Annotated in this window: 11 protein-coding genes; 4 read left to right on the forward strand and 7 right to left on the reverse strand. The window is 31.4% G+C overall.

From position 1 onward, the window contains the following. Positions 1-40: 40 nt before the first annotated feature. The 5 genes from FOF46_RS00375 to FOF46_RS00395 form a co-directional block, all read right to left on the reverse strand. A complete protein-coding gene (locus tag FOF46_RS00375) occupies positions 41-1,204 on the reverse strand; it encodes a hypothetical protein (protein WP_143915082.1) in 1,164 nt (387 codons plus the stop codon). A gap of 17 nt (positions 1,205-1,221) precedes the next feature. After that, positions 1,222-2,808 (reverse strand): SusD/RagB family nutrient-binding outer membrane lipoprotein, encoded by a 1,587-nt coding sequence (locus tag FOF46_RS00380; protein ID WP_109437484.1) that lies wholly within the window; start codon positions 2,806-2,808, stop codon positions 1,222-1,224. Positions 2,809-2,825: 17 nt separating this feature from the next. Next, positions 2,826-6,290 carry a SusC/RagA family TonB-linked outer membrane protein gene (locus FOF46_RS00385; protein WP_109437485.1) on the reverse strand — a complete coding sequence of 1,155 codons (3,465 nt, stop codon included), beginning with the start codon at positions 6,288-6,290 and terminating at the stop codon, positions 2,826-2,828. 87 nt (positions 6,291-6,377) lie between these two features. Beyond that, positions 6,378-7,355 carry a FecR family protein gene (locus tag FOF46_RS00390; RefSeq protein ID WP_109437486.1) on the reverse strand — a complete coding sequence of 326 codons (978 nt, stop codon included), beginning with the start codon at positions 7,353-7,355 and terminating at the stop codon, positions 6,378-6,380. An 80-nt stretch (positions 7,356-7,435) separates the two neighbouring features. Next, on the reverse strand, positions 7,436-8,008 hold the full coding sequence (locus FOF46_RS00395) for an RNA polymerase sigma-70 factor (RefSeq protein WP_143915083.1): 573 nt from the start codon (positions 8,006-8,008) through the stop codon (positions 7,436-7,438). Positions 8,009-8,342: 334 nt separating this feature from the next. On the opposite strand from FOF46_RS00395, the gene gcvT reads away from it, so the two are divergent. From gcvT to FOF46_RS00410, 3 genes are all read left to right on the forward strand, one after another. Continuing rightward, positions 8,343-9,425 (forward strand): glycine cleavage system aminomethyltransferase GcvT, encoded by a 1,083-nt coding sequence (gcvT, locus tag FOF46_RS00400; RefSeq protein ID WP_143915084.1) that lies wholly within the window; start codon positions 8,343-8,345, stop codon positions 9,423-9,425. A gap of 82 nt (positions 9,426-9,507) precedes the next feature. Next, complete coding sequence (locus tag FOF46_RS00405; RefSeq protein WP_109437489.1) at positions 9,508-10,323, forward strand: sugar nucleotide-binding protein; 816 nt, start codon at positions 9,508-9,510, stop codon at positions 10,321-10,323. Positions 10,324-10,381: 58 nt separating this feature from the next. Further along, the gene (locus tag FOF46_RS00410) at positions 10,382-10,795 is read left to right on the forward strand and encodes a thiol-disulfide oxidoreductase DCC family protein (RefSeq protein ID WP_143915085.1); all 414 of its coding nucleotides are present in this window, start codon (positions 10,382-10,384) and stop codon (positions 10,793-10,795) included. A 22-nt stretch (positions 10,796-10,817) separates the two neighbouring features. Here the strand turns inward: FOF46_RS00410 and FOF46_RS00415 are convergent, their stop codons facing one another. Then, on the reverse strand, positions 10,818-11,006 hold the full coding sequence (locus tag FOF46_RS00415) for a hypothetical protein (protein WP_143915086.1): 189 nt from the start codon (positions 11,004-11,006) through the stop codon (positions 10,818-10,820). A gap of 240 nt (positions 11,007-11,246) precedes the next feature. Between FOF46_RS00415 and FOF46_RS00420 the strand changes: the two genes are divergently transcribed. Further along, positions 11,247-13,121 carry a mucoidy inhibitor MuiA family protein gene (locus tag FOF46_RS00420; RefSeq protein WP_143915087.1) on the forward strand — a complete coding sequence of 625 codons (1,875 nt, stop codon included), beginning with the start codon at positions 11,247-11,249 and terminating at the stop codon, positions 13,119-13,121. On the opposite strand, the gene FOF46_RS00425 is transcribed toward FOF46_RS00420, so the two are convergent. Next, positions 13,118-13,525, reverse strand: coding sequence for a hypothetical protein (locus tag FOF46_RS00425; protein WP_109437493.1), 408 nt, complete (start codon positions 13,523-13,525; stop codon positions 13,118-13,120). The two genes, FOF46_RS00420 and FOF46_RS00425, sit on opposite strands and share 4 nt — an antisense overlap. Positions 13,526-13,643 lie beyond the last annotated feature (118 nt).

Below are 13,643 nucleotides of genomic sequence, written 5' to 3' on the forward strand. Positions count from 1 at the left end.
TATTTTTAAGTGTTTCGATAGAAACAATTCTATTAAAATCTTATCCTGGTATGTATACTAACATTTGGTCAAAATAAGTGTCTTCTGAACCACCGTCAACGGCTATTTCTACAGTTAAAGTATAAGCCACAACATCTGTTAAAAAACCTGAATCAATAAGGTTCCATCTATCTAGTCCATCATTTACTACCAATCCATTTATATCCAAAAGCACTAAGGTTTCCATTGAACCATCCGCTCTTTCGACAATAGCTGTAGCTCTAATAAAATCATCACTTTCACGATTATTACCTCCTATTGGAAAATATTGTATCTGGATACCTGTCGTTGGATGTTGTGTAGCATCTACAGTAACTCTATCAAACTCTATTCTAATAGTACCATCGATATCTTCTACCTGGTAGGCTTGATCTCCATCCAAGAATGAACCTCCAGTTGGACCAGGATCATTACTAATACCTATTTGCTCAGAAGTAAATCCTGGACTGCTAACTGTAGTGTTTGGATCTTCAAAAAATGATCTAAAACCAATTTCATCATCTATCCCTGTACCTACTGCTGTATGTTGTACATGACGTTCACCGGGATTATTCAATAACTCTCCTACAGCAACAGCATCAGTTCTTGTATATCGATCATCTGTACCAAAAGGTTCTTCAAAAGAAGTTCCTCTTAGTTTTAATGGTGGCGGTACAAACAAGGATAGTCCAAAATTTATAGCTTGATTAAACGCTGGGTTATCAAACAACTCAGTACCCGAATCACCACCATCATTACTATTCGTTTCACTATCAAAATCTATTCTAGCTCCATCAAAAACTCCATTTGTTGTAGTAATAACAGCAACAAAATTCAAAGGAATTGCAATATCAAGATCGTCTTTGGTTAAATTCAATGCCGTAAGAATCTCTTGGCCAGAAAAAGTAAGTGTATTTGGGAAAGAAGTAAGTGTAATAAATTTATCTACCGTAATATCACCATAAGTCATCCTTAAATCATAAGAAATAATATTATTATTGGGATCTTCAACACCATTAGAAAACACAAGGTCTTCAAATTCTAAAACATTAAGTCTAAAAGAATCAGGTACCTGATCCCATACAACCAAACCACCTCTTGTGAAATTGTCTTCCAGAATATCACTGGAGTCGTTACAAGATATTCCTAATATCAGTAACGCTAATAATACATTTATTTTTTTCATTACTTGAAGTCTTTTTATTATCTAATAAAGCCAACAGGATTCTTATCCCAGAATACCTGAGTGGTAATTGGGCGCTGACTTAATTGGTTATTATTATTTATAGCATCTTCTGGTATAGAAAATGATCTTGGGAACGGTGTATTAGGATCAAAAATTGGTGCGGTAAATACTGATGGTAAGCCTGTTCTTCTGTAACCGTTATACGACTCTGTTGAGTTTCCATAAGAGGCTAAGTAATATTCTTTTAATATAATATCCAACTTCCCTTGATTGTCTGCAGCTGCAAAAGCAGTCATTACCTCTAAAACATAAGCATCTACATCTGCTGATGTTGCGGCAAATGTAGAACCTGAAGCTGCATTGGCAAAATTAAGTACTTTGTCCATTGATTTTCTAATCCCTGATTCTAACAATGCTGCAGAGTCATCACTTGTTGTTAATGTCAAAGCCGCTTCTGCTCTTAAGAAATCGACAAAAGAAGATAATAATATCGGTAATATACCTGCTCCTAATTGATTTTGTGCTGCTATTGCAAATTCTGGAGCGCTTGGGTTATCTTCGTCAAATGCTCCACCAACGGGATACAAACCATATGTAGCTCTCAAATTACGATCAGCTCCAGTAGATCTTGTATCTCCATGGTCTCTTCCGTAATATGCATTGCCCAGGTAACAAAAATTAAAAATACTAGACCCTACACAACCTAATAATGTATCAGAAGGATCGGTATTACTTTGACGGTATACATAATAACGCAGACGTGGGTCAGAAATACTTTTATCGTTTAAAAGTAAATTTAAAAATGAGTTCCCCAAAAATGTACTAAATCCTTCTGGACGATAGGAAATATTATAATCTGGATGACGACTATTTGGATCTGAAGCTGAAGTACCATATTGAAATTGAAAATCATCGTCTGATGTAATAAAATCATCTTCGGCTAATAATACATTAATCCTATCTCTATCACCTATATTTAGCAACATTTTGAGTTTTAAGGATTTTGCTAGTCTGATCCACTTTTCTGCATCTCCATCATAATATAAATCATTAGTGGGAGCTAAAGTAGAATTTGCTAAATCATCAATAGCTATATCCAAACGGTCTAATAATGTTGCATAAATCATTGCATCATCATCTGGCTTTGGATTTAAAATTTGTTCATCTCCACGATTAGCTTCTGAGAATGGAATATCTCCTAAATAATCTACCATAGTTACTGTGGCATAAGCTGTTAATATAGTAGCCATCCCTCTATGGTATAACAAACTCTCATCGTTTTCTGCTAAATCAAATATTATATTTGCATCTTCGAGAAATGCATAATAATTAGTGTATTCGCTATTTAAGGAAGCTTGATTTGATACATCAGAATAGGTTTCGTTTAAAACCGTATATCGCATAACTTCATCGGTAGTACGGTTTAAATCTTGTAAAAGATCAGCTACTTCTTTCTGCACATTGTTCAACAAGAAATTTGGATCTGCTTGGTCTGGTGTAAGAAGATTAGGATTCTCTTGTAAATCATCCCCAAAGTCTCCCAATTCACAAGACGCAAATAGTATTATACTTAATAAGTATATTAATATTTTTATTTTTTTCATCTTAATTGAATTTATAATTAGAAATTAACTGATATCGAAAAAGAATATCTTTTTGTCGTTGGTGTAGATAGACCTGTAGTCTCTGGATCAAAATTTATCCCTTCTGGAAATCCTGGAGCACTAAAGAAAAGATTTCTTCCACTTAACGTAATATCCATACTTTCAAAAGGTAGTTTATTAAACGTGCCTTTATTAAAGTTATAAGACAATGAAACTTCTCGTATTCTAAATACAGAATCATCAAAAGTTAGATTTTCATCAGCTTCATAAAAATTGTTAAACACTGCATTATTTCCAGTAAGCTGAGTGCTATTAGGTATTGTGTTTCCATTAGCATCTAATAATGGTAACCCTGTAGAAAGATCGCCATAAACACCTGGGATTAAGAAGCTACCTTCTCTATTTTCTGTATCAGTAGTAACCCCTCTTTCTAATAAGTTTTCAAATACCGCAGAACTACGATCTCCGCCATGTGTATACTCTAACTGTGTTGACAGTGTGAAATTTTTATAATTAAATGTATTGATTGATGTTGCTCTAAAATCTGGTACAGAATTTCCGATAATCTCATCTTGTAACCCTACATCATCACTGGTAATTAATCGTCCGGTCGTAGGATCAATTAAAGCATTTCCTTCAGCATCGCGAACGACATAAGATCCTAAAAAAACACCTAATTCTTCACCTTCAATAAGGTTATCTCTACGAGTTATATCACCAGGAAGATCTACAACAACAGATTTAAAAGTGGTAAATGTATTTCTAAGCGTCCAATTAAAATCAGAGTTTTTAAATAATCGAACACCTAAATCTATTTCTAATCCTTCTGTATCTACCCTACCCGCATTAATAACTGTTTCTTCAAAACCTGTTGCTGGTGCAATATTAGTTTCAAAAATTTGATTATCTGAAATACGAGAATATACAGAAGCCTGTAAAGTAACTACATTATTAAAAAAGTTACCTTCTAACCCTAATTCAAATTCTCTATGCAATTCTGGCTTTAAATTTGGATTTGCCAATTCACCAAATAATGAATTGGTGACAATAAGCGCATTATTAATATCACTAAACTCTCTTGGGTCTGATGATAGACTTGGTCTTGTATTGTATAAACCAGGATAACCAGAAGAAGTAGCATATGCTCCTCTAATTTTCAAATAATCCACAAAACTTTCTCCAAACTCAAAAGCCGATGTTGGTATAAAGGATATTGAAACTCCTGGATAAAATAAATTTTGATTTTCACGTTCAACAGTGGATCCTTTATCTAATCTTCCTGATAAATTAAGGTATAAAAAACCATTATAATCAAATTCAAACTGACCAAAAACTCCGAGAAGGTTACGTTTGGTAATATCAAAATCTCCTTCACCTGGCACTCTAAAATTATTTGGCCTTAACACACCAAATACTATTTGATCGGTATATTCAGAATCCTGAGATCTAAACGTTTCATATCTAGAATTAATCCCTAACTGTGATTCGAAGCCTATTGCGTCTGAAATTCTATAATTAGATTCAAAAATAATAGTATTATCAACATCAAATTCTGTATTAGATGTAAGATCCAAAGTTCCCAAAGTTGCGGTTGCACCGATCCCCCCTCTATTTCTAAAGTCTAAAACATCTGAAGTTTCTATTTGAAGACCTCCTCTATATTTTAAACTGTGATGTGCATTGAATTTATATGCTAGGTTTAAGGTACCATTTATTCTACGTACATTTCTCTCTCTTCCTGTATTTGCTATAGTCCATAGTGGATTCTCACGATCTGCCCTATAATATACATTTCCTCCTGTCACAGGGTCTTGAAATGGTAAATTCTGTATATCCAAACTTCTTGGAATTACATATAAATTCTCTAATATATCCTCACCATCTGCATCATCACTATCTACAGAACTATAGGAATTTCTATTTCGCGAACTATAAGATAAAGAAGAAGATAACTTCAGTTTATCCGTTAATTGAGAAGTTCCACCTACGCTAATATTAAATCTTTTGAAGTCATTATTCCCAAGAATACCACCCTCTGTGGTATATCCCATAGAGAAGTTTAGGGACGTTCTTTCGCCTGTTGCTTCTAAGTTGACAGATGTTATTTGTCCTATTCCTGTACTAAAAAAGTCATTTACATTATTTCGTGCAGCTTCAAAAGGTACTACAGCATCTGCAAATTGTGGAAAATTTGGATTTCCTGCTAGTGGATGTGGCACCACATCAATATCTGTAAAGCGTGCTCCGTTACTACCAACATTACCAATAGTACCATTGTCTGTTACAAGGTTATTACCTACACCAAAGGTATTTTGAAAATCTGGTAATGAAGCAACATTATTCGTATAAGTTGTCTGAGAAATTTTTGCTGTAAAACCTTTTTCTCCTATTTTGGCGGCACCTGTAGTGGTTTCAACCAGAATCACACCGTTTCTACCCTGACTACCATATAATACAGCTGCATTTAAGCCCTTAAGAACTGTAATGTTTTTAATATTATTTGGGTCGATATCCAGAAGATTTCCAGAAAACGGAACGTTATCTACAACAATTAAGGCACCATTACCTTCTGTTAAAGATAATGAACCTCTAATGACAATACCTGCTGCTGCACCACTACTTCCATCATTTGGAGATATTAAAACTCCAGATATTTTACCTTGTAAGGTTCTTGCTATATCCGCTTCAGGACGGTTTTCGGTTTCTTCTGTCTCTACCTTAGAAATAGCATATCCCAGTGCTTTTCTTGATTTTGAAATACCTTGAGCAACCACAATTACTTCCTCTAATGTACTTACGTCCTCTTGTAAGATAACATTTAACGCATTATTTGTTATGACAATTTCTTTAGATTGAAAGCCAACATAAGAAAATGTTAAAACGTCTCCCTGCTCTGCTGCGATTTCATAATTACCATCAAAGTCTGTTAATGTACCTGTATTTGTTCCTTTTATTAATACGTTCACTCCGGGTAAAGGAATACCGTCAGCAGCATTCACAGTTCCTCTTACCATATTTTGTACTACTTCATTCTTTTTATCGATCTTCGTTTTGCCCTTACTTTTTGTAGTATTAGATTTTTCTTCCATAAAATCTAAGAGATTCTTTATGGATTCTTCTGAAGTTTTAACATATCTAGGAAATAAGACAATTTGATTTTTATATACTCTAAAATTAATATTGGTCCTATTAAATAGTCCATTTAATACTTTTTTTACTTTCTCATTATTTGCTTTTAAAGAAACTTTTTTTGAAATATCGATAAGATTATTATTATAAAAGAAGCGATATTCACTTTTTTCTTCTATTTCTTCAATAGCCATTTGTAATGTTGCTTCTTCTAAAGAAATAGATATATTCTGAGAATATGTATTAAATGAAAATAGCTTCGAAATAGTAATACAGATAAGTAACGAATATATTTTCATAATTCTTATTAGATGTTTTCTTGATAAGAAAACATCTGAAAGGTTTTTTTTCATAGTTTTGTATGATTTTAATTATTCTAATTCGTGAGTCTAATTAAATGATTATAAGAAGAGAGTGTTCCAGCACTCTCTTCTGTACTTTTATTCTGAGTTAAGCATAATTTTATTATTTAAGTATTTATAATTTATAGGTGATGAAATTTTGAGAAGATCTAAAACCTCTTCTAATTCAAGGTTATCGAACTCTCCTGTATATTTATATTGTAAAAGAGAATCAGATGTAATTACAAATTCTACATTATATTTTCTGTTTAAGTCTAATACTACTTGTTTTAAAGGAGTTTTATCAAAAATTAATTTTCCTTCTTGCCAGGCCACTATATTTTTAGAATCAACTTTATCGACTTTGATATCACTTTTTTTCTTATCAAAAGTTGCTCTTTCTGATGGCTCTAAAACAATGGGGGTTATTTGTTCTTTCTGTAGAACTTCTACTTTACCTGTTACTAATGTAGTTTCTATCTTCTCATCTTTTGGATAAGACTTAACATTAAATGATGTTCCTAAAACTCTTACTTTCAGGTGTTCTGTTTGTACAATAAAGGGTTTACTCTCGTCTCTTTGAATATCAAAAAAAGCTTCACCTATCAAGGTTACTTTTCTCACATCATCATCAAACTCTTCAGGATATTTTAAGCTACTATCAGCGTTTAATGTAATAGATGATCCATCTGGTAATATCACCGTTTTATGATCTCCATGACCTGTAGTTACAGTTTTAGTATCAAATCTTAAAAACTCTGTAGTATCAACGATCAAATCATTATCAGGAAATGATGTCAAAGTATACCATACCATAAGTGGTATTATTATAGACGCAATTGCAGAAATATAATAACGTCTTCTTTTCTTTTTGGTTTGTTTAGAAGAAAAACGATGATATACTGTATCGATATCAACATTCTCTGATTCATCAAGAGTAGAAGCAATGTATTCTGCCTTTATTATATTAAAGCGCTTTTGATGATTTACATCTTCTCGAATCCAATTGATAATAATTCTTTTTTCTTTTGGATCAGATTCTCCCTTTATATACTTTATGAGATCTTTTTCTTGCATTAAATTATAGTCTTATACTTATAAAGACGTATAAAATTACTTTACCCCCCAAAAAGTTTTTTATTTTTTTAAGAAAAGTATTAAAAAAAAGATAGGAATTCTCTTAAATGCAGCCTCATATGCTTGATTGCTCTAGAGATGTGGTTTTCTACAGTTTTTACAGAAATATCTAATTCATTTGATATTTCTTTATTTTTTAAACCTTCAATTCGGCTTTTAATAAAAACTTTTTTACATTTCTCTGGAAGCAATTCTATACTAAGTTGTATTTTTCGTGCTAATTCTTTTTCTATAATAGAAGAGGCATTTTTATCTGCCAATGCATTATGATTTATAAATGCTTCAAGCTGTACTATATTATTGGAAGAGCTAAGTTTATGTTTCTTTGATCTCAAATAATCAAGGCAAGAATTTTTTGTAATTTTAAATAGGTATCCATTAATATTAGTAGAAATATTTTTTCTTTTTTTCCAGGTTTTTAAAAAAACATCTTGTACAATTTCTTCTGCATCTTCGGTACTGGAAATATAATTCTTAGCCACATATAGTAATTTACTATAATATAGCTCAAAAAGAATTTTGAAGGCTTCTTCATTTCCTTCATTTATATTCTTAATTAAAAAACTATCAGTTATTTGTGATTCCCTATTCACCTCTACCTTAATTCCACTATAAAGGTAAATATTTTTTTAACGTGATCACAACAAATGATTAACATTAAAAATTTCGTTTTAAAAAAATGATGTTTATCTATTGTTAAAGTATTAAAAATTATATATCGTTATTAAAATTACTTTTATCATGAAAAGAATTGATTCTTAAGGAGATTTTAGTACTATTCTTATATATAAAACAAATAGTATAATATTTAATAATAAATATATCATCAAACTGATAATTTATCAGGATTATAACAAAAAAGCATTGTATACCTACACAAAGTTTTTTACTTTCGGCGTCAATTTGATAACACTAAATCATTGCATTATGCAAAATACTGCTTTAACAGAAACTCACATTGCTTTAGGGGCTAAAATTGTTCCTTTTGCAGGTTTTAATATGCCTGTATCTTATGAAGGGGTCAACATAGAACACGAAACAGTTCGTAAAGATGTTGGCGTTTTTGATGTATCTCATATGGGAGAGTTCTTAATCACCGGTGCGAACGCCCTAGATTTGATTCAGAAAGTAACTTCTAATGACGCTTCTAAACTAGTTGATGGAAAAGCTCAATATAGTTGTTTCCCAAATGATAAAGGAGGAATTGTAGATGATTTGATTGTGTACAAAATTGCAGATGAAAAATATCTTTTGGTCGTTAATGCTTCTAATATTAAAAAAGACTGGGATTGGATTAGTAGCCATAATACTATGAATGCAGACATGCGTGATTTATCTGATGACTATTCTTTATTGGCAATACAAGGTCCAAAAGCTGCTGCTGCAATGCAACCATTAACTTCTGTTGATCTGGAAACAATGAAATTTTACACTTTTGAAGTAGCTGATTTTGCAGGAATTGAAAATGTTATTATTTCGGCAACAGGGTATACTGGTAGTGGAGGTTTTGAAATTTATTGCAAAAACTCTGAAGTTCAGCAGATATGGGATAAGGTGCTTGAAACAGGGGCTGACTTTGGTATTAAACCTATCGGATTAGCTGCAAGAGATACATTAAGATTAGAAATGGGATATTGCCTTTATGGAAATGATATAAATGACTCAACTTCTCCTATAGAAGCCGGACTTGGTTGGATTACTAAATTTTCAAAAGATTTTATTAATGCAGAATCTATTGCTAAAGAAAAAGAACGTGGAGCAGAACGAAAATTAGTAGGTTTTGAATTAAATGAACGTGGTATTCCTCGTCATGACTATGACATCGTAGATGATAATGGTAATAAAATAGGTATTGTGACCTCTGGTACTATGTCTCCTTCTTTAGGAAAAGGAATTGGACTAGGATATGTGTCCGCTATTTTTGCAACGCCTGGAAGTAAAATTAATATCCAGGTTCGCAAAAAAGCTATTCCCGCAACCGTAGTAAAATTACCTTTTTATAAAGGGTAATATAACAATAAACAATAGTATAATTAAGTTTCAAGGTTACACAGTAGTAATATTTGAAACTTAATTTTTTTATAATAGGATTTTGAAAAGAATTTTGATCGTAGGTGCCAGTGGTTTTATAGGAAATGCTCTTTATAAAGAGCTAAATTCCTATTTTGATACCTATGGTACATATCGTACTGACAACGCATTCTTTGAAAAGAACAATAAGTTCTTTCAATATGATATGGAACTTGAAGATATTTCCATTCTATTAGATAACTTAAAGCCAACTTATATTATCACTACACTTAGAGGTAATTTTAACTCACAATTAGATGCACATCAACGTATAATTGGATGGATACAAAAACATAAATGCAAGCTTATTTTTATGTCTAGTGCCAATGTATTTGATTCCTTTAGTAACTACCCATCTTATGAATATGATAAAACATTAAGCGATAGTGTTTTTGGAAGATTTAAAATTAAAATTGAAAATGCTTTAATGCGATTACCAACAAATAAGTATGTAATTGCAAGGGTTCCCATGGTTTTTGGGTCTGGTACTCCTAGGGTTCAGGAATTAAAAACATTGCATGATTTAGCCGCACCGATAGAAGTTTTTCCAAACGTAATTATTAATGTGACCTCTATATCAAAACTGACGCAACAAATACATTACATTATTAATCGTAGTAAGAAAGGTATTTTTCATTTGGGCAGTAATGACCTGATCTACCATCTTGATCTCATCAAAGAAATCTGCGATATACTACAACTTGATGATCCTGCTTATAAACAAGTTTATGATTCTAATAACGATCGTTATCTAGCTGTACTACCTAAAGACAACAAGCTTCCCAAAAATCTTCAGATAACAACACAACAAGTTATCAATTCTGTTATCGCCAAGTGATTCTTAATGAATTCATAATACCATATTTCTTATCCATAATTCGTATTATCTTTGTCATATGATTAAAGAAGATAAAAAAATCATATTATTTGATGGCGTATGTAACCTCTGCAATAGTGCTATAAACTTTATTATTAAGCGCGATAAAAAAGATATATTCAGGTATGCATCTCTACAGAGCGAAATTGGTAAAAAACTAATTCTGGAAAGAAACATAGACACTTCTTCATTAGATTCTATTTTATTGATTGAACCAAAAGTCGCCTATTATCATAAATCAACAGCCGCTTTACATATTGCAAAGCAGCTGTCTGGTCTTTATCCCTTACTTTCTGTTTTCCTTATTTTACCTAAATTCTTTAGAGACTGGATTTACAATATTATTGCCAAAAACAGATATAAATGGTTTGGCAAAAAAGAAAGTTGTATGATTCCAACCCCAAAACTTAAAGCTCTTTTTATTGATCAATAACAATTGAATCGTTTTCTGCTCTTCATTTAGTCTTTGGTACAACCACCCTTGAAGAGTTATCTACTTGATTACCTGAGTCAAACTCAGTCTGATGTTTTTTACGCAATTCGTTGGATTGAGCGTCTAACTTATTAACATTGTCTATATGCACAATACTAAGGCATATAACAGCAAAAGTAATAAGCACTATGGGTAGTAAAAGCCGTTTCATATTGTAAGTGTTTTTAGTGTGAAAAATTGATATACCAAAAGTATAGATAAGAATAATACCTTGTAAGGGGACTTTAACTAAAAGTGATCAGGGGAAAATCCCCCTATTTAAATATTAGAATTGGTTTTATAATTCTAAAATATAGATTTCACTAACTCAAAATATCGGTTCACTCAATTAAGGTTTTACAAAAAACACTAACAATCTATATTCGTTTTTATAACTAAAAACTATAAAATTATGAGAACCTATACGCTATTATTCTTATTGTTTTCATTCCTTGTATCTGCTAATAATGAAAAGAAGACAGTATCTACAATTGAAGAAGTAACAGTATACCTTACGGGCGCACAAATAAAAAGAACTACCTCTGTAAATATAAAACCGGGAATCAATGATATCATATTGCATGATCTATCTCCTTCAATTGACGAAAATAGCATTCAAATATCAGGGTTAAAAAACAATTCTATAGTATCAATAAATTTCAACATTAATTATCTCGAAAGGAAACAACAATCTGAAGAACTAAAATCTTTGAAAAATAAACTTCAAAAATTACTATTAGAGAGAAGTAACAATGATAATATCATTTCTGGGCTACAAAAAGAACAAAAAGTACTAGACAATAATCAACAGATCAGTGGTAACAACACAACCCTTTCTTTAGAAACGGTAAAACAAATTTCTACGTATTATAGAGAAAGATCTGTTATTATAAAGAATGATATATATACCATTACACAAAAATTAAATGACTTACATAAAAATATTGATGCCATCAGAAATGAAATAAATACACTTGATGATCATACCAAAGAAGAACGTGGTGAAATTAAACTAAAACTTGATGCTACCACTGCGTCTAATCTAATACTAGAAATACGATATAATGTTAATAATGCAGGCTGGTTTCCATTATATGATATCAAATCAAAAAATGTTGAATCTCCACTTAACATAGCATATAAAGCAAATGTATATCAACAAACCGGAACAGATTGGAAAAATGCAAATATCATCTTGTCTACTGGTGATCCTAATACCAATAATCTTAAACCTGATCTAACTACAAAGTATTTAAACTTTACTTATGGCAATTATAGAAGAAACAATACTGTTAATAGGCATGGCTATAAATATAACCCAACAATAAGGCGAGTAACCGGAATTATTAGTGATTCTAATGGCCAACCACTTCCTGGGGTAAATATTATAGAAAAAGGAACCACAAATGGTGTTCAAACGGATTTTGATGGTCGGTACTCTATAAATATCCAAGGAGGAAGAGAACTTTCTTTTTCTTACATAGGATTTAATAGCGCAACTATTCCTATTTATTCCTCATCAATAAATCAAAAATTAGAAGAAGATGTATCAGCATTAGAAGAAGTTGTTGTTACTTCATATGGATCATCTTCTCTCGCAGGAAGAGTATCTGGTGTTAAAGCAAAAAGGATGCAAGAAAAAAAAGAATATAACCGAGTGGTTGAAACTAAAGAAGAAGGGATTACAAATACTAAATTCAAAATTAAAAATAAATACACGATCAACTCTAATGCAGAGGTTACCGTAATTGAGATTGATAATTTTGATATGAAAGCAGATTACAAGTATTATGTAGCACCAGAACTTGATGAAAATGCATTTCTGACTGCAAAACTAGGAAACTGGGAACAATTTAACTTATTAGCGGGAGAAGCCAATATTTACTTTGAAGGTAGCTTTGCAGGAAAAACAAATATCGATCCTCTAGCAACAACAGACAGTCTCACAATATCCTTAGGTGTTGATCCAAATATCATTGTGAAAAGAGAACAACTTAATAATTTTAAAAGTAAATCCTTTACAGGAAGTAATAGAATTATAAATCGTGGGTATAAAATCAGTATTAAAAATAACAAGAAAAATAAAATCCATATTACGTTACAGGATCGTATTCCTATTTCTCAGAACAAAGAAATCAAAATAGACGATATTAACACTAGTGCTTTAGGATATGATACTAAAACCGGTATCATAACTTGGGAACTAAATATCCCTTCAAATCAAAAAGAAGAAAAACAGTTTTCTTATCAAGTAAAGTACCCAAAAAACAAACGAATTAATCTTTAACGCTGAAATGTATATCGAAAACCATCTCTAAATTGTTCATCAATGGTAAATTCATTATTGGTAAGTTCAAAATTGCCTAAGTTTCTATCATTGATGATCAATTCTTCGTTTCCGTTAATTGTAACCATAGAAAAATTATAAGTACCTGTTGGCAATATATCATTAATCGCATCATTCATATTATTATTTGTGATTACGACATTTTTATTAGTCTCATTAAAATTCCAAATGATTATACCTTTATCAAGATTTTCATTAATTCCGATAAAACCTCCCGAGACATTGATCAAATTCCATTCACCTCCCAAACCTGAAGAATTAAGATCTGGATTAGTAACTACATCATCATCTCCACTGCATCCAATTATCAGTATAGAAGTAAAGAAATAAATAAAATATTTCATGACCTATAGATTTGGTTAAATCTTATATATCTAATAGATGAATAGCTTTTATATTTGGTTGCGTAAAGAAAATGTTAAAAATCATAATATCTTTCGCTATCCTTATAGAGTGAATTAC

This window comes from Aquimarina algiphila (assembly GCF_007489275.1).
GTDB classification, from domain to species: Bacteria; Bacteroidota; Bacteroidia; order Flavobacteriales; family Flavobacteriaceae; genus Aquimarina; species Aquimarina algiphila.

Coding starts and splice junctions, on each gene's coding strand:
- FOF46_RS00375 (WP_143915082.1), bottom strand. CDS start 1,204: ATGAAAAAAATAAATGTATTATTAGCGTTACTGATATTAGGAATATCT.
- FOF46_RS00380 (WP_109437484.1), bottom strand. CDS start 2,808: ATGAAAAAAATAAAAATATTAATATACTTATTAAGTATAATACTATTT.
- FOF46_RS00385 (WP_109437485.1), bottom strand. CDS start 6,290: ATGAAAAAAAACCTTTCAGATGTTTTCTTATCAAGAAAACATCTAATA.
- FOF46_RS00390 (WP_109437486.1), bottom strand. CDS start 7,355: ATGCAAGAAAAAGATCTCATAAAGTATATAAAGGGAGAATCTGATCCA.
- gcvT (WP_143915084.1), top strand. CDS start 8,343: ATGCAAAATACTGCTTTAACAGAAACTCACATTGCTTTAGGGGCTAAA.
- FOF46_RS00410 (WP_143915085.1), top strand. CDS start 10,382: ATGATTAAAGAAGATAAAAAAATCATATTATTTGATGGCGTATGTAAC.
- FOF46_RS00415 (WP_143915086.1), bottom strand. CDS start 11,006: ATGAAACGGCTTTTACTACCCATAGTGCTTATTACTTTTGCTGTTATA.
- FOF46_RS00420 (WP_143915087.1), top strand. CDS start 11,247: ATGAGAACCTATACGCTATTATTCTTATTGTTTTCATTCCTTGTATCT.
- FOF46_RS00425 (WP_109437493.1), bottom strand. CDS start 13,525: ATGAAATATTTTATTTATTTCTTTACTTCTATACTGATAATTGGATGC.